The sequence below is a fragment of the Superficieibacter electus genome, assembly GCF_002915575.1.
Lineage (GTDB): Bacteria > Pseudomonadota > Gammaproteobacteria > Enterobacterales > Enterobacteriaceae > Superficieibacter > Superficieibacter electus.
In genome coordinates this window covers 398647-414934 of sequence record NZ_PQGD01000001.1, presented here as the reverse complement: position 1 = coordinate 414934, position 16288 = coordinate 398647, and the positions used below count along the sequence as shown (strand labels likewise).

Sequence of the window (16288 nt, the reverse complement as noted above, 5' to 3'; positions counted from 1 at the left end):
TTAACAGCTCTCACGCAGGCAAAGCTTCGAGGCAATCGGCGCTTTGCTTTTCCACGTTTCATCATTCAGGCGCGCCAGCAGTGCGCGTCCTGCTTCTACTCCAATCTGTCGGTGCGGCACGGAGATCGTCGTCAACGGCGGCTGACAGACCCGACTAACGTCGCTATCACCAAAGCCAACAATCGCCAGATCGTCCGGCACTTTTATTCGCCTGCGCTGACATTCATACAGCGCGCCGCAGGCCAGCTCATCTGACACACATACCAGCGCATCCAGCTCCGGCCAGGCAAGAATAAACTCCGGTAACTGGGCCGCACCGGTTGAGAACGTCGGCGCGGCCGCCGCATTAATTACCCGGTTCGGCGACATATGGTGGCGCAGCATCGCTTTGTACCAGCCCTGAAGGTGCTGCTGAAAAATCCACTGTTCCTGATTAGCGCACAGCAGACCAATATTCTGATAGCCGCGTTCAATCAGCGTCTGTGTAAGTTCGAACATTGCCGCCACGTTATCAATGCCGATGTTCATATCAATAGGGGAAGCGCTTACCGCACCAATTTCCATCACCGGAATAGTGGCGTTTTTTAACCATTGTCGCACGGTTTCGCTGTGCTCAACGCTTAACAGAATGGCTGCGGCAAGATTGGAGGCCAGCAGTGTCTCCAGCAGTTTTTCTTCCTGCTCCAGACGGTGCTGAGACTCCGCGAGCATAATCTGATATCCGGCAGGCTGGAGAACCTGCTGTAAACCAGCAAACATTTCAGAACAGCCGGACTCCGCCAGATTTGGCACTACCATGGCGATAGTCCAGGACGAGGCCGAAGCCAGGGCGCTGGCAGCCAGGTTTGGCATATAGCCAAGCTCATGAACCGCTGCTTCAATCTTCTCACGTAGTTTGTCTGAAACCTGCTCCGGTGTGCGGATCGCCCGCGATACGGTCATTGTCCCTACGCCTGCAAGCTGGGCAACATCTGCCAGCGTGACCTTACCGGTATTTCGCCGTTTTCGGGTGATAGCCATTCTGTTTCCTGCGTAACCTCAATGAACGTATACGCTTTTTCGCTTTTTTGCGCGCGTTTAAGATCGTTAGTATACGCCTGATAACCTCATCTTTGATGCGATTTCAGGCAATGATTGTGATTTGATAGCGCTATCACACTTTTGATAAAGGCTTTTTGATAGCGCTATCTTTGTGACTGTTATCACAGCTAACGGTGATTTCCTCGCATACAGTTTGTTCACCTTTTCAGCAAGTGAGGAAGGCGCAATGCTTGAAAAATGGTTTACTGATAGCACCATACAAACGCTTGAGCGCGTCGACCACTGGACGCAGGCGCTGGAAATCTGTGCGCAGCCGCTGCTTAAGGCGAAGGTGATCACGCCCGACTACGTCACGGCGATCGTTCAGCAGCACCAAACGCTCGGTCCTTATTTTGTGTTAGCGCCAGGGCTTGCCATGCCGCATGCACGCCCCGAAGAGGGGGCGAGGGGCACAGGGCTATCATTACTGAAATTACACCAGGGGGTTTCATTTGCCGCCAGAGAATTTGATCCGGTCGATCTGATTATTATGCTGGCAGCGCCGGATAAGCATAGCCATATTGACATGATCGCCGCGCTGGCAGAATTATTTTCCAGCGAAGCTGAAATGGAAAAATTACACAAGGCAAATAATCCAGAGGAGATAAAAGCCATTATTTACGCATTTTGAATTTCGCGTCATAACACAATAACTCAGATTATTGACAAAGCAGGCGGTCGCGCCGTGTTTCACGGGCGGTTTGTTATCAGCCTCAATAACTCCATTATGTTGCCATACATGATGCGCATGTACTCTACTCAAAATAAGGTGAAACAATGAAAATCATGGCGATTTGCGGTTCCGGACTTGGTAGTAGTTTTATGGTCGAGATGAATATCAAAAAAGTGCTCAAAAAGCTGAATATCGACGCTGAGGTTGAGCACTCGGATTTATCTTCAGCAACGCCCGGCGCGGCGGATTTGTTTGTCATGGCTAAAGACATAGCCGATAGCGCCAGCGTGCCCGCCAGTCAGCTCGTGGTCATCAATAACATTATTGACATCAATGAACTGGAAGCGAAGCTCAGCGCTTACTTCGACCAACGGTAACTCACTATAAAGCGAGGTGGATATGTTTATCCTTGAAACGCTAAATTTTGTCGTTGATATATTGAAAGTACCCTCGGTGCTGGTAGGGCTAATTGCATTAATTGGTCTGGTGGCGCAAAAAAAATCGTTTTCGGATGTTGTAAAAGGTACCGTTAAAACTATTCTCGGTTTTATTGTCCTTGGCGGCGGTGCAACCGTGTTAGTCGGTTCACTTAATCCACTGGGGGGAATGTTTGAACATGCATTCACTATTCAGGGGATTATCCCGAATAACGAAGCGATAGTATCTATTGCGCTGGAAAAATATGGTGCATCTACCGCACTTATTATGGCGTTTGGGATGGTGGCGAATATTATTGTCGCCCGGTTTACGCGCCTCAAATACATTTTTTTAACCGGGCATCATACCTTTTATATGGCCTGTATGATTGGCGTGATCCTGACGGTTGCCGGGTTTGAGGGTATCGGCCTGGTATTCACCGGTTCATTGATCCTCGGGCTGGTAATGGCCTTCTTCCCGGCGCTGGCACAGCGTTATATGAAACGTATCACCGGCAATGATGATATCGCTTTCGGTCATTTTGGTACCCTGGGCTATGTGCTTTCAGGTTGGATTGGCAGCATTTGCGGTAAAAACTCCCGTTCTACGGAAGAGATGAACCTGCCGAAAAATCTCAGCTTTCTGCGCGACAGTTCAATCTCTATTTCGCTGACCATGATGATCATCTATTTGATTATGGCGGTCTGCGCCGGACGCGAATATGTAGAAAGCCAGTTTAGCGGCGGACAAAACTATCTGGTCTACGCCATTATCATGGCGATCACCTTCGCAGCGGGCGTCTTTATTATTCTTCAGGGCGTGCGTCTCATTCTTGCGGAAATCGTCCCGGCATTCACCGGCTTTTCTGAAAAGCTGGTCCCGAATGCCCGCCCGGCACTGGATTGCCCGGTGGTCTACCCGTATGCACCGAATGCGGTATTGATCGGTTTTTTATTCAGCTTCCTGGGCGGACTGGTGGGATTGTTTCTTCTCGGTCAGATGAAACTGGTACTGATCCTGCCAGGCGTAGTACCTCACTTTTTTACCGGCGCAACGGCAGGCGTTTTTGGTAACGCTACCGGAGGCAGACGTGGCGCGATGCTGGGTGCGTTTGCTAATGGCCTGCTGATCACCTTCCTGCCTGTACTACTGCTGCCCGTACTGGGCGCACTGGGCTTTGCCAATACCACCTTTTCCGACGCCGACTTTGGCGTAATAGGGATTGTGCTGGGCAACCTGGCGCGCTATCTGCCGCCGCTGGCGATTACGGGGGTCGTCGTGGCGCTATTCGCCGTGCTGGTTATCTATAACATTCTGGCGAAAAACCGTTCCGCCGGTAATCCAGGGCATACCAATACCGGAGAAAAGTTATGAGTAACATCAAAGAGCTGACACAACTGGCGCGCGACATCCGCCTCGCTACGCTGAAATCACTGACTTCGCTGGGATTTGGTCATTACGGCGGCAGCATGTCGGTCGTCGAAACGCTGGCAGTACTGTACGGTGATGTAATGAATATCGATCCGGCCGATCCTGACTGGACGCAACGTGACTACTTTGTTCTGTCGAAAGGGCATGCCGGGCCAGCGTTATATAGCACGCTGGCAATCAAAGGCTATTTTCCAATCGAAGAACTACAGACGCTTAATCAAAACGGCACCCGGCTACCAAGCCATCCTGACCGTCTTAAAACCCGCGGCGTGGATGCCACCACTGGCTCACTGGGGCAGGGTATTTCCATCGCTGGCGGGATGGCGCTGTCGCATAAGCTTGCCGGGCGCGATAACCGTGTATTTTGCATCATGGGTGATGGTGAGTTGAACGAAGGACAATGCTGGGAAGCATTTCAGTTTATTTCACATCACTGTCTGAATAATCTGACCATTTTCATCGACTGGAATAAGCAGCAGCTCGATGGCGAGCTGGATGAAATCATCTGTGCCTTTGATCTTGAAGAGAAGTTCCGCGCCTTCGGCTATGACGTCTGCAAGGTAAAAGGCGACGATATTGCCGGTCTGCTGGCAGTGGTAAAACCGCGCCCGCAGGCTACAGACCGCCCGCGCGTGGTGATCCTGGACAGTATTAAAGGGCAGGGGGTGCCGTATCTGGAACAGTTAGGCAATTCCCACCATCTGCGCCTGACGGACGAGATGACGCAGGAAATTACCCGCACCATTGAACAACTGGAGGCCGCGCATGATTAAGGTTGCACCCATCGGGAAAAAAGACAGTATTGAAATGCGCAAGGTCTACGCAGGCTTTGTCAGCGAGCAGATTGAGGCGGGTAGCGAGATCATCGCGCTTGAAGCGGACTTGATGAGTTCTATGGCGATGGACGGCGTGCATAAAAAATACCCGCAGCAGGTGATTAATTGCGGGATTATGGAAGCGAATGTGATTGGTACCGCGGCCGGACTGGCGCTGACCGGACGCAAACCTTTTGTGCATACTTTCACCGCGTTTGCCAGCCGCCGCTGTTTCGACCAGCTTTTTATGTCGCTCGATTATCAGCGCAATAACGTTAAAGTTATCGCCTCTGACTCTGGTGTGACTGCGTGCCATAACGGCGGTACACATATGTCGTTTGAAGATATGGGCATTGTGCGCGGGCTGGCAAACTCAATCGTGCTGGAAGTGACCGATGCGGTGATGTTTGACAACATCCTTCATCAACTTATGGCGCTTGATGGTTTTTACTGGGTACGCACCATCCGTAAGCAGGCAGCGAAAATTTACGCCGAGGGATCGGTCTTTACGATTGGCAAAGGCAACGTGCTGCGTGAAGGCAATGACATTACGCTTATCGCCAACGGCATTATGGTCGCCGAGGCACTGAAGGCTGCGCAGATATTGGAGGTGGAAGGAGTGAGCGCTGCGGTTATTGATATGTTCACCCTCAAACCGATTGACCGTATGCTGGTGAAAAATTATGCCGAGAAAACCGGTCGCATCGTGACCTGTGAGAATCACAGTATTCACAATGGCCTCGGCTCAGCGGTGGCAGAAGTGCTGGTGGAAAACAGTCCGGTTCCGATGCGTCGCGTCGGCGTTAAAGAGCGTTATGGTCAGGTGGGAACGCAGGACTTTTTACAGCAGGAATATGAACTTACGGCAGAACACATCGTGAAGGCCGCGCGAGAACTCCTGTAATATCAGCATCGCCGGGCAGGCCGCCCGGCGATGCTTTTTCATCAATGATACCCCATCACCTGCGCGCCAATAACCACGATACTCGACATCACAAACAGTAGCCCCAGTAGCGTTGCTCCCACCTTCAGCCAGTTGCGGAAATCCACCCGGCAGACGCCCAGTGTCGCCATCAGCGACGCGGAGGTTGGGTAGATGATATGACTAAAGCCGTCGCCAAACTGGAACGCCAGCACGGTAACCTGACGGTTAACCCCGACCAGATCCCCGAGCGGAGCCAGCAGCGGCATCGTCAATGCCGCCTGACCCGAACCGGAGGTGACAAAGAAATTAAACACCGCCTGAAACAGTAACATAAACCAGGCGGCGACCGCGTTATTCAGGCCGCTGATGCCCTGCGCGATAGCATGAAGCAGGGTATTAAGCACGCTGGCATCACCCGCTTCGCCATTGCCCATCAGCAGCAGAATACCCTTCGCAAAGCCGACCAATAGCGCCGGGGCGATCATCATGCGCGCACCTTCAGTAAATGATGACGCCATGATATTAATCGTCATACCGTTAAGGCGGAACAGCACGCCAATAAGGCCAATAACCACGCCCATGGTAAAAAACTGGCTGGCGATTTCCGGGATAAACCACGCGTTGACCACTACGCCCCAAATCACCCAAATGATAACCGCAATAAGCACCAGCAGTACCAGCCAGTCGCCGAAGGTGAAGGGACGTTGCTCCACATCAGCCTGTTTTTCGCGGAAGTAGCGATCGGAATCATGTACCTTCGACAAATGCGGGTTTTTCTTCACTCGTGCCGCATACCCCAGCGTAAAAAACAGCCCAATAAGTGTCGATATGACCCAGACCGCAATGCGCAGCCCGGAGCCTGAAAGCACCGGCACACCCGCAATGCCCTGTGCAACCACGACGCAAAACGGGTTCATCCACGAGCTGGCAAAGCCGATCTGGGTGGCAATATAGGTCACCAGTACAGTCGTGATACTGTCATAGCCCAGTCGCACCATCAGCGGGGCGATGATAATCGCAAATGCCACCGCTTCCTCACCCATGCCAAATACCGCGCCGCCGAGGGAAAATAAAATAAACAGCACCGGAATAAATAAGACTTCATTACCACGCGTATGGCGAATGAGTGCCAGAATGCCGCTATCAATGGTTCCGGTACGCATCACAATGCCGAACGCGCCACCAATCACCAGCATAAACATGATAATGCCGACGGCGGTGCCAAATTTAGACCCGGAGGTTAAGCCTTCAAAAGGAAAGTTCATCAAACCCGGACGCTCTTCGCCGGTAGTGAACAGCTGAACGCGGTGATATTGCGCCTCACCTGCCTCGTTGGTCAGAACCCGGAAGGAGTGCGGATCGACAACCTGACGCGTTTTAGTTTGTCCATCAACCTGATATTGCACTTCCTGGCTATCAAAGAGGCCAACCGGAACGATCCAGGTGGCGATACTGGTCAGAATCGCGACGAAAAAAATGATGACCAGGGTATCGGGCATGGCCCATTTTCTGGCTGAGCGAGCAGGGGATACGGCGGACATAACTCACAATCCTTGTTGCAAAGCAAAGGCATAAGTATGCGAATATCAGAATAATTATTCAATGATGTGCTATCTGTGGCGATCAAATTCGGAATTTATAAAGGAGCTACTTTTTCTGAGGGGTTGCGACACGGCAATTTGGGCGTATTTTAAAAGGTTATGCTGAAAATGTTGCATAACGACGAAAAGGAATCACCGCATGCAGTCTGCGATTCAGCTGACCCCTGATCAAACCTTTAATTTTCTTCTTAATGTTGCCATTACCCGTCCGGTATTTCTGTGGGGTGCACCGGGGATCGGAAAAAGTGCGCTGGTGCGACGTTTTGCCGATGAGGTGGGGATGGAGTGCGTTTCGCTACTTGGCAGCCAGCTGGCCCCGGAAGATCTTCTTGGCATCCCGCAAATTGACGGCCAGTGCTCGCGCTTCTATCCGCCTGCCAACATCGTGCGCCAGCAGCCTTTCGTGCTGTTTCTGGATGAACTTAACGCCTCGTCGCATGAAATTCAAAAAGCGTTTTATTCGCTGATTCTGGAGCAACGCATCGGGGAGTATCGTTTGCCGGAAGGGACGGTAGTGATTGGCGCGGGTAACCGGGCGAAAGATGCCGCGATTGTTAAACCGATGCCCTCAGCCCTTATTAACCGTATGGTGCACGTTCACTTACGGGCCGATCACCGGCAGTGGCTGCACTGGGCGATCAACGAGGCCGGGCTTCATCCGTGGGTGGTGGAGTACATTCAGTTACGTCCTGACCAGTTGTGGAATGAGCCGCCGAAGCATGAAGAGCCTTTTTCCACGCCGCGAAGCTGGCATATGCTGTCCGATGCACTGTTTTCCTTTGGCGAGGAGATCCCGTCAGAAATGCTGGAAGCGCTGATTTACGGTCTTCTCTCCCCGGCGCATGCAGGCAGTTTTAAAGGGTTCGTGAAGCAGATCCGCCAGAAACATACGATTACGGCGATCTTAAAAGGCGATGCGACCTGGCCGGAAGACCCCACCGATCGCGACGTGCTCTATTTTCTGGCGCAGTCGTTCCGCTCTCATTTGTATAAAGAACTGCCGGTTGACGATCAATCCCTGCGCAGTGAGCACAAGCGGCTGGCGGTGCAGGCAAAAGATTGTCTGAAGACCCTGGCACGCATTAGCGTGGAGATTGCCCAGTCGGTGATGAGTGAGGATGAAAACGGCAGAAAGCTGCCCGCCTGGTTTTTGATTGAAGTGGCGCGCGACCTGCCTCGTCTGGCGGCAAGGGCAAAATCATGAGTAAAGCGGTGCGTAACCCGGCGCTGGAGGCCTGTAAAGCCGGCGTTGCTATCGTGGCGAAGCATCCACTGTTTGCGCCGATGTGGTCACGTGTGTATGCGTATTTTGACCACGATCATAATCACGTCTCTGCAAAGGGTTGGTTAATTGTCGGTAATAACGGCTATCTGTGGCTCAACGCAAAGCGCCACGCCACGCCTGAACAGTGGGCGCGGATGATTGCACAGGCGCTGTCAGCGCTGGGCTTTGGGCTGATCCGCGACCCGACTCCGGCGTCTGCGCTGCAATGGGAACTGGCGGTGCTAATCGCCATGATGCGTTTTTGTGATGAGCTAAAAATTGGTCCACTGCCCGAAGAACTTCAGTCCTTTCCCTTTCCGCAAGGAAATCACGCGGACGCTGACGCGCTTTTTCGCCAGATGCAGGAAGAGGGTATCGCCGAAGAACTGTACCAGTGGCACATGCGTTATAGCGGCGGGAAGAAGAGCTGTTTTCATCTTTTTTCGCGGTCTGCGAAAAGTGATTCGTCAGCAACTGACTGGAAAAGTTTACTGGCAGACGGACTGAGTAACAGCGTCAGCCTGGCGCTGGAGCAGGCGGGGGGCTATCAGCCCTCTGAACACCGTCAGTATAAAATGAGCGCCGCGCAGAAGGCGCGCCAGCACATTATGACAATCTATCCGCTTTTAGGCGCGCTGGCAGCCAGTTTTGATATTGAAGAAGATGGCCAGCTTTGCAGCCAGTATGACATTGCCGTCGCAGCCATTGACGTCAGCATTGGCAAAATCTGGATTAATCCCCATGCCCGCCTGAAACAGGATGAACTGGTGTTTGTCTTCGCGCATGAGCTTTTGCATGCAGGTCTGAACCATGCCTCGCGCCGTCGCGGGCGGGATGCCGAACTGTGGAACGTCGCCTGCGATTTTATTATTAACGACTGGCTGATCCAGATGCAGATAGGCACCCCACCGGCTCTGGGGCTGCTCTACGATCCGCAGTTCAGCGCGATGTCAGCGGAAGAGATCTACGATGCGCTGGCGCAGAATATGCGTCAGTCGCGTAAGTTGATCACACTGCGCGGCCGTGCCGGAGGCGACATTCTAAGTGAGGAAAATGAAAGCCGCTTTACCGACGCGGAAGCCTGGTGCCGCCGTGCGCTGTATCAGGGGCTGGATCGCTGTCTCTATTCGCCCGCCCGAGGCACGTTACCAGCCGGTCTTATTGAGGAAATCCGTAGTCTGGCGCAGCCGCCAGTCCCATGGGATGTGGCGCTGGCAGAATGGTTTGATGAGCACTTTCCGCCGCCGGAACAACGGCGTAGCTATGCCCGCCCGTCCCGACGTCAAAGCGCCACGCCCGGCATTCCGCGTCCTGCCTTAATAAAACCTTCCGAGGAAGAACGCCGTTCGCGCGTCTTTGGCGTGGTACTGGATACGTCCGGCTCTATGGACCCGCAATTGCTGGGTAAAGCGCTGGGTGCTATTGCCAGTTACTCTCTGGCGCGGGATGTGTTTGCCGTGCGCTTTATTTGCTGTGACGCCAGAGCTTACGATCGCGGCTGGGTACTGCCAGAGGACCTGTTACATCACTTCACGCTTCTGGGGCGCGGTGGTACCGTGTTACAACCGGGGATTGATATGCTCAGTGCGCTGGCCATAAAGGGTGATTTCCCCCGGGGCGGGCCGGTGCTGGTGATCACAGACGGTTACTGTGAGGAGAGTGTTCGCGTGGCGATGGAACATGCGTGGCTGCTGCCTCAGGGGCGGCGTCTGCCATTTGTGCCGCATGGGAAGGTGTTCCCGTTGAGCTAATATGGCTGGCCTGCATACTCGCCATGCCACTGGGTCAACAGCGCATATAACTTTGCTGGCTCCAGAGGCTTACGTAACACCAGATAACCTTCTTCTTCGGCTTCTTGCAGTACGCGCGAATTAAACTCGCCGCTGACCATTGCGCCGCTGACGTCCGGCAGACGCTCAAACAGCGCTTTAAGTATATCGAAGCCGCTCTCACCGGAGCGCAGCCGCTGATCGCACAGCATGGCGAAGGGCCTGAATCCATCATCCACAATGGCAAACGCTTCTTCTGCGCAAGCCGCGCAGCGTACGGTAATTCCCCATGTGCTCATCAGACTTTCCCAGGCGGAGGTCACCAGCGGATCGTCATCGACGACCAGACAGGAGCCAGATAGCGGCACCCGCGGCGTGGGAGGAGTAAGATTTTGATGCACTGTTGCGTTCTCCGCGGTTTTTTCTTCGCCAGTAGTCTGGCTAAAGCGCATCCAGAAACGAGAGCCTTTGCCTTCAACAGAGTGCATGCCGTAGCGCACGTTCATCAATTTGGCGCATCGTGCGACCACGGCTAACCCCAGACCGTGACCCGCACTGTCGATTTTCCATGCCAGCTCAGGGCGATAGTAGGGGGAGAAAATCTTACTTTTCTCGTTATCCGCGATGCCTACGCCCGTGTCCCAAACCTCGATCAGACAGTCTGAGCCGCGCGGACGGATGGCGATCAGCACGCCACCGTGTTGTGTATAACGTAGCGCGTTCTGAATCAGATTAATGAGTGACTGCCGAATTAACAGCGGATCGCCCATTACCCGGATACTCCGTTTAGGTCGCCAGATGCGCAGCGCCAGGGCACGGCTTTTGGCTTCTTCACGGAATAATGTCATTACTGAATCGAGCAGGTTGCCGATATCCACCGCCGTTGTGGAGGTCCTGACATTACCGGATTCAATTTTGCTGAGATCGAGCAGTGAATTGAACATCAGGTGCACTGAACGCACGCTTTGTTGCAAATCCAGCAGTTGTGGGGTGAGGGCATCATCGCGATTTTTATGAATAATGGCTTCAATGAGAAACCCCATCGCATGCACCGGCTGGCGCAAATCATGACTGGCGGTCGTCAGAAATTGATTTTTATCCAGTAGCGCCAGCTCCGCGTCTTCTTTAGCCTGACGAAATTGCTCGGCAAGGCGCGAGCTTTTTTCTTCAAGTCGTGCTTGCTGTATAAAAAAGGCGTGTGACGTTAAAGCGTGGCGGTAAATGGCAAAACCATAAAGTAAATTCAGCATCAGGACAATAAACATAAGATTGTCCAGCCGCCAGATAATACAGAAATTTAACAGTCCCCATGACGCGAAAAAAAAGCGTGTGAACGTGCTGATGACGGGGGTTAAATGCGTGGCATTGGCGGCGACGATGGCGGCAATGCTGATGTTTAGTAGCAAGAAAAAGTCAAAGTTATGCGTCTGCGGGGTGATTAAATAAAGCGATGAAATACCCAGCCCGTGTAATAGCGCGACATTATTGACGCGTGGCAGCCAGCGGCGTAACACGATTTTGGCATCATTTTCTTTTGCCTCCCGCAGGTAGCGTTTGTGCCATAGTCTGACGGCCACGGCACAGATCAGATAAATACTTATCCAGATACCGGTAGGTGCTAACTCATCCCCCAACAAATAAAGCCACATGACAAAAGGAATGCCGACAAAAGGGACCGCGGTAAAACTAAAAACTAAACGCAGAAAGGTATTATCCAGCATTCGGATCTGAGCGCGTGAAGAAATCCCCACGTTTTGCAAATCCTGCGAAAACATCATCAAGAATGTCCCCGTTTACTGTGCAGCAGGGTAATGGCTTCAACCCTACTGTTGACGCCGAATTTTTTTAGAATATTACTGATATGCTCTTTGACAGTGGGCTCAGAAATAGACAGTTGCGATGCAATTCTTTTGTTAGGTAAACCACGCATCATCATATTCAGAACGTCAATTTGACGTGGCGTTAAGTTAAATTTCAAGAGAAATTCATTGTTGTTTACCGTGGATATTTGACTCTCCAGAGGAAACCACTCTTTATTTTCTTTAAGTGCCGAAACGGCTCTGGAAAACAATTCTGGTGGCTCATTTTTTAACACGAAACCATGCCCGCCCGCCTGGCGGACTTTGAGCCATAGATCATTATTTTCATCACCGCTGACGACTAGCAGGCGCACCTGAGGGTAGAGTTGTTTGATCTCTTTGAGTAATTTCAGAGCGGTGCCAGAAGAAAGCCAGAAATCAATAACCAGTAAGCGCGGGGGTCCGCAGTCCATAATATGTCGATAGCAATTTTCCTCGGTGGTTACCACACTCGCTTTTTTAAATTGACAATGCGTACTGAGGAAATTGGCAATGCCGCTTGCGACTAACGGATGATCATCGACGACCAACGCATAATCTTCCCGCAAAGGTCTCTCCTTTTTACTGTGCGTCTCAGAAAGGGCTGACGGCGTTTTATTAATTAACCTTCCCTACTTTAGGAGGGTTTTTTCGTTTAGGAAAGGAAAATATATTATCTCAGGATTGTGATAAGAGAAAATATAAAGCCATTCAGGGTTCGCAACTGTCTGGTTAAAAAGGATAATTTATGAAAAAAGTACTCATCGCTTTAACCGCTACGATGATGATAGCTGGCTGTTCGACCATGAAAACCGATCAGGCTGTGCCGTTACTGCAAGCGGAAACGGCAAAAATGCTGGGCCTGGGCTCGTCTGATGAAATTACCGTAACGAATGTGAATGGCGCGCAGCCTGATGCGCTGGGCGGGCAAAAACTTTCTTACCGGGCGACGACCGAAAAAGGGCGAATCTTTGACTGCTCATCGCTGATGATGCCAGGTATTTTGGGTTCTGCGCCGACATTAAGTGCGCCAACCTGCGTGCCGATCGTCACTCATAAATAATGTGTTGCAGAGAGCAGGGTGGCTGTTCTCTGTTATCGCCTGGCAAAGTGGAAACTGTATAAGTTCGCCCTGTGCCGAAGAGTAAACCTGCAAGCCTGCTTTCGCGAAATAACGGGTTAACTATTGTGGTGTATTGAGTTTTTATAACAACGATCTTCGCGATATCACGCTAATAAAAACGGAGAAAGCCCGTGAATGAACATTTATCGCCCCCGCTAGCGGTGAAAACCCCGCTTTCCAGACTTTACCTCGCCCTGTTTTCTGCACCATTGTTCTTATTGGCTCCTGCTGATAATGCACGTGCCGATGATGCTGTTTTCGACGGTGATTCCACCATTAATGAGTCGTTAGTCTATAACGGAAATGTCTACGTGGGCCGCAATCAACGCGCCAACGTGTTTATCGACAACGGTAAAATCACCGCTAATAACATCAACATTGGCCGGCTGTCTGACGGTCAAATCTACGAAAGCCTGGTAACGGTCAGTGGGCCGGATGCAGAATTGAACGCGCTCAACGATCAATACGTTTTGCACGGTGACCTGAATCTTGGGTTAGCAACATTACGGGTTGAAAATGGTGCCCTGGCCAGCGCCAAAGAAATTGTGGTCGGCGCAAACCGGGGTTATGACAGCCATCTTATTGCCACTGGCGCGGGTTCCCGGATTGACAGTAACTATCTCAGCGTAGGCACCGATTTAGGCGCGCGTTCCACCGTATCGATTGAAGATGGCGCGGTGATGAACACGGCAAATCAGGCCCGTATTGGTGACGGTTCCGGACCGAATGAAGCTGACAACGCTAACCCCAAAGTGACGGTAACGGGCAATAATTCCCAATGGAATGTCGCCAACGCGCTTACCCTTAACGGCGATCTGGACGTATTGAACGGCGGTGCGGTTAACGTCGGCAATGTTGAGGTCGACGGGGTGTCAGGCTCGGCTAAAACTGCCGAATTATATGTAGCCGGTGAAGGTTCGCGCTTCACCAGTGGTAGCAGTGTTGCCGTGGGTGATTATGGTAATGGCGTCTTGTCGGTCGCCGATGGCGGGGTATTCTCCGCGGGTAATAACGAACTGGTGCTGGGTACTACAAGTTCGGGTTCGAACCGTGGTGCGCTGATCATTGGTAGCCGTGGCAATATGGATACTGGCACCGGCCTGACCGAGCCAACGCTCGGGGCGGCAGGTGGGGCTGGGGTGATTGACGCGCAAACCGCGATTAATCTGCGAGGCGGGCTTTTTGGTAGCTACGTCTACTTTAATCACACCGCCGAAAATTACGAATTCAGTAACAAGATGAGCGGCGAAGGCGATGTTATTAATACCGCCGGCCAGACAACGTTAAGTGGCGATCTGACCCAACTGCAGGCCAACGTGACGGCCCGGGGCGGGAAGATCATCATCGCGGGCGATATCAATACTCAGGAAGAGGATAGCCCTTTTGATGTGCAAACGCTGAGTGCGGAAAGTGGCGGGACGTTAATTCTTAACGGCACTGCGGGATCGGACGTCAGTAACGGGCTGGGCTACAGTAGCGCCGCGTCCATTAAAGACGGCGGTACGTTGGGGGGTAACGGTACGCTGGGGCAGACTGAGATCTTGTCCGGCGGCCATATCTCCCCGGGTGATGGCTCTATCGGCACATTGACGTTGAAGCGCTACCTCAACTTTATTGGCGAGTCATTCTACGATGTTGACATTGCAGGCGATGGCCGAAGCGATCAACTGCTGGTGGAAGGTAAAACCACCATCAGCGATCAGGCTAAAGTACAGGTGACCGCGCTCGATCCACAGACCAGCTATCAAACCGGGCAAAGCTACCGTATTCTCACCTCGAACGGCGGCATTGAGGGACAGTTCGCGTCGGCGTTATCTAAATCCGCTTTTCTTGATGTAGCGCTTAACCAGAGTGCTAATGCGGTCGACCTCACCATCGCACAGAAAGATGCTGGCGGTGAGAACCCTGGCGGCGGCAATCCGGGCGGTGAGAACCCTGGCGGCGGCGATCCGGGTGGTGAGAACCCCGGCGGCGGTAATCCGGGCGGTGAGAACCCCGGCGGCGGCAATCCGGGTGGTGAGCCGGGGATTTTCCAGACGGTGGCGGAAACCAGCAATCAGTGGAATACCGCAGGCGCACTATCGACGTTGACGCAGAGCGGTCCTTCACTGGCACTCTACAACTCGCTACTGCTGTTGAGTGCCCCGGAAGCGCGCGAGGCGTTTAATCAGCTCTCAGGCGAGGTTTACCCGTCCCTGCAATCAAGGCTGATCTCCGGCAGCAATCAAGTGGTCAGTGTACTCAACCAGCGTATGTTGCGCGTATTTGATAATGATGCGCTGCCGGTGCCGCCGATGGCGATGTCACTGGTACAGCCGATGCAGGATCAAAACAATGCTGTATGGGGCCAGACGTTTGGCTCCTGGAGTAAAAATAGCGGCGACGGCAACACCGGTAAGCTTGATGGCAACACTGCTGGCTTCCTGATTGGGGCCGATCGTAAACTGGATGATCGCGATGTGCGCATCGGTGGCTATTTTGGCTACAGTCGTGGTGATTATGATGTTGATAGCCGTCGTTCCAGCATTGATAGCGATAACTATCACCTCGGTCTGTATGCGGCAGGGCAGCGGGATGCGTTCTCGTTACGTGGTGCAGTGGGCTATACCTGGCACAAAATCGACGGTGAACGTAACGTTGATTTCAGCGGCTTCTCGGATCGCCTGAAATCCGACTACGATGCGAATTCGTTGTTGGCGTACACCGAAGCGGCTTATCGCATTGGTCAGCCGGAACTGAACGTCGAGCCGTTCGTAAACCTGAGCTACATCCGCCTGCACACCGATAACTTTGAGGAAAATGGCGGGGCCGCGGCGCTAAGCGTGCGTAATGAAACCATGGACACCTTCTTCTCTACGCTGGGCGTGCGTGGTGTAACGGAACTGCCGCAAAACGTTAGTCTGTACGGTTCATTAGGCTGGCAGCATGCGTATGGCGATAAAACTGCCTCCTCCCGGATGGCGTTTGCCGGCAGCGATGCGTTCGTCACTCAGGGGAATGCGGTAGATGAAGACACGCTGGTCGGCGACGTTGGCGTCAGCGTCAGGTTGTCGCGTACCGCTAGCCTGGATGTGGGTTACCAGGGGCAATATGGTTCCGATACCCGTGACAATGCGGTGAATGCCAATATCCGCTGGTCATTCTGATCCTCCGTAGGGCATAAAAAAGGCCGCAACGTTAACCGTTGCGGCCTGGGTTGATGACAAAATCTGTTTTGCTACTGTATTCGCCGTTGTGCCGGGTGGCGGCTTCGCCTTACCCGGCCTACGAAAATCATCAATATCAATACGTTATGCGTAACCCGTAGGCCTGTGCAAGCGAAGCGCCGCCAGGCATCATTCCACGGTATAAC

At 52.6% G+C, this 16288-nt stretch carries 13 protein-coding genes; 9 read left to right on the top strand and 4 right to left on the bottom strand.

The window, feature by feature from the left end; all coding sequences use genetic code 11:
• The gene (locus CHU32_RS01955) at positions 1-1020 is read right to left on the bottom strand and encodes a LacI family DNA-binding transcriptional regulator (protein WP_103674393.1); all 1020 of its coding nucleotides are present in this window, start codon (positions 1018-1020) and stop codon (positions 1-3) included.
• A gap of 247 nt (positions 1021-1267) precedes the next feature.
• Between CHU32_RS01955 and CHU32_RS01945 the strand changes: the two genes are divergently transcribed.
• From CHU32_RS01945 to CHU32_RS01925, 5 genes are all read left to right on the top strand, one after another.
• Positions 1268-1711, top strand: coding sequence for a PTS sugar transporter subunit IIA (locus tag CHU32_RS01945; RefSeq protein ID WP_103674392.1), 444 nt, complete (start codon positions 1268-1270; stop codon positions 1709-1711).
• Between the two features lie 146 nt (positions 1712-1857).
• Positions 1858-2130, top strand: coding sequence for a PTS sugar transporter subunit IIB (locus CHU32_RS01940; RefSeq protein WP_103674391.1), 273 nt, complete (start codon positions 1858-1860; stop codon positions 2128-2130).
• A gap of 22 nt (positions 2131-2152) precedes the next feature.
• Positions 2153-3544 carry a PTS ascorbate transporter subunit IIC gene (locus tag CHU32_RS01935; protein ID WP_103674390.1) on the top strand — a complete coding sequence of 464 codons (1392 nt, stop codon included), beginning with the start codon at positions 2153-2155 and terminating at the stop codon, positions 3542-3544.
• Positions 3541-4374, top strand: a complete 834-nt coding sequence (locus CHU32_RS01930; RefSeq protein ID WP_103674389.1) for a transketolase — start codon at positions 3541-3543, stop codon at positions 4372-4374. The genes CHU32_RS01935 and CHU32_RS01930 overlap by 4 nt, the downstream gene beginning before the upstream one ends.
• Positions 4367-5320 carry a transketolase family protein gene (locus tag CHU32_RS01925; RefSeq protein ID WP_103674388.1) on the top strand — a complete coding sequence of 318 codons (954 nt, stop codon included), beginning with the start codon at positions 4367-4369 and terminating at the stop codon, positions 5318-5320. The genes CHU32_RS01930 and CHU32_RS01925 overlap by 8 nt, the downstream gene beginning before the upstream one ends.
• A gap of 41 nt (positions 5321-5361) precedes the next feature.
• Here the strand turns inward: CHU32_RS01925 and yfcC are convergent, their stop codons facing one another.
• Positions 5362-6840: a putative basic amino acid antiporter YfcC gene (yfcC, locus tag CHU32_RS01920; RefSeq protein WP_425444873.1), complete on the bottom strand. Its 1479-nt coding sequence runs from the start codon at positions 6838-6840 to the stop codon at positions 5362-5364.
• Positions 6841-7081: 241 nt separating this feature from the next.
• On the opposite strand from yfcC, the gene CHU32_RS01915 reads away from it, so the two are divergent.
• Complete coding sequence (locus tag CHU32_RS01915) at positions 7082-8146, top strand: AAA family ATPase (RefSeq protein WP_103674386.1); 1065 nt, start codon at positions 7082-7084, stop codon at positions 8144-8146.
• Positions 8143-9957 (top strand): vWA domain-containing protein, encoded by a 1815-nt coding sequence (locus CHU32_RS01910; RefSeq protein ID WP_103674385.1) that lies wholly within the window; start codon positions 8143-8145, stop codon positions 9955-9957. Before CHU32_RS01915 ends, CHU32_RS01910 begins: the two co-directional genes overlap by 4 nt.
• Here the strand turns inward: CHU32_RS01910 and CHU32_RS01905 are convergent.
• Both CHU32_RS01905 and CHU32_RS01900 read right to left on the bottom strand, forming a co-directional pair.
• Entirely contained in the window at positions 9954-11753 is a 1800-nt protein-coding gene (locus CHU32_RS01905; RefSeq protein ID WP_103674384.1) for a hybrid sensor histidine kinase/response regulator, read from the bottom strand. The two genes, CHU32_RS01910 and CHU32_RS01905, sit on opposite strands and share 4 nt — an antisense overlap.
• On the bottom strand, positions 11753-12382 hold the full coding sequence (locus CHU32_RS01900) for a response regulator transcription factor (RefSeq protein WP_103674383.1): 630 nt from the start codon (positions 12380-12382) through the stop codon (positions 11753-11755). Before CHU32_RS01900 ends, CHU32_RS01905 begins: the two co-directional genes overlap by 1 nt.
• Positions 12383-12561: 179 nt before the next feature.
• On the opposite strand from CHU32_RS01900, the gene CHU32_RS01895 reads away from it, so the two are divergent.
• Together CHU32_RS01895 and CHU32_RS01890 are read left to right on the top strand one after the other, a co-directional pair.
• Positions 12562-12876 (top strand): hypothetical protein, encoded by a 315-nt coding sequence (locus CHU32_RS01895; RefSeq protein WP_103674382.1) that lies wholly within the window; start codon positions 12562-12564, stop codon positions 12874-12876.
• 191 nt (positions 12877-13067) lie between these two features.
• Positions 13068-16082, top strand: a complete 3015-nt coding sequence (locus CHU32_RS01890) for an autotransporter outer membrane beta-barrel domain-containing protein (RefSeq protein ID WP_103750768.1) — start codon at positions 13068-13070, stop codon at positions 16080-16082.
• Positions 16083-16288 lie beyond the last annotated feature (206 nt).

Coding starts and splice junctions, on each gene's coding strand:
- CHU32_RS01955 (WP_103674393.1), bottom strand. CDS start 1,020: ATGGCTATCACCCGAAAACGGCGAAATACCGGTAAGGTCACGCTGGCA.
- CHU32_RS01945 (WP_103674392.1), top strand. CDS start 1,268: ATGCTTGAAAAATGGTTTACTGATAGCACCATACAAACGCTTGAGCGC.
- CHU32_RS01910 (WP_103674385.1), top strand. CDS start 8,143: ATGAGTAAAGCGGTGCGTAACCCGGCGCTGGAGGCCTGTAAAGCCGGC.
- CHU32_RS01915 (WP_103674386.1), top strand. CDS start 7,082: ATGCAGTCTGCGATTCAGCTGACCCCTGATCAAACCTTTAATTTTCTT.
- CHU32_RS01895 (WP_103674382.1), top strand. CDS start 12,562: ATGAAAAAAGTACTCATCGCTTTAACCGCTACGATGATGATAGCTGGC.
- CHU32_RS01905 (WP_103674384.1), bottom strand. CDS start 11,753: ATGATGTTTTCGCAGGATTTGCAAAACGTGGGGATTTCTTCACGCGCT.
- CHU32_RS01925 (WP_103674388.1), top strand. CDS start 4,367: ATGATTAAGGTTGCACCCATCGGGAAAAAAGACAGTATTGAAATGCGC.
- CHU32_RS01940 (WP_103674391.1), top strand. CDS start 1,858: ATGAAAATCATGGCGATTTGCGGTTCCGGACTTGGTAGTAGTTTTATG.
- CHU32_RS01935 (WP_103674390.1), top strand. CDS start 2,153: ATGTTTATCCTTGAAACGCTAAATTTTGTCGTTGATATATTGAAAGTA.
- yfcC (WP_425444873.1), bottom strand. CDS start 6,840: ATGCCCGATACCCTGGTCATCATTTTTTTCGTCGCGATTCTGACCAGT.
- CHU32_RS01930 (WP_103674389.1), top strand. CDS start 3,541: ATGAGTAACATCAAAGAGCTGACACAACTGGCGCGCGACATCCGCCTC.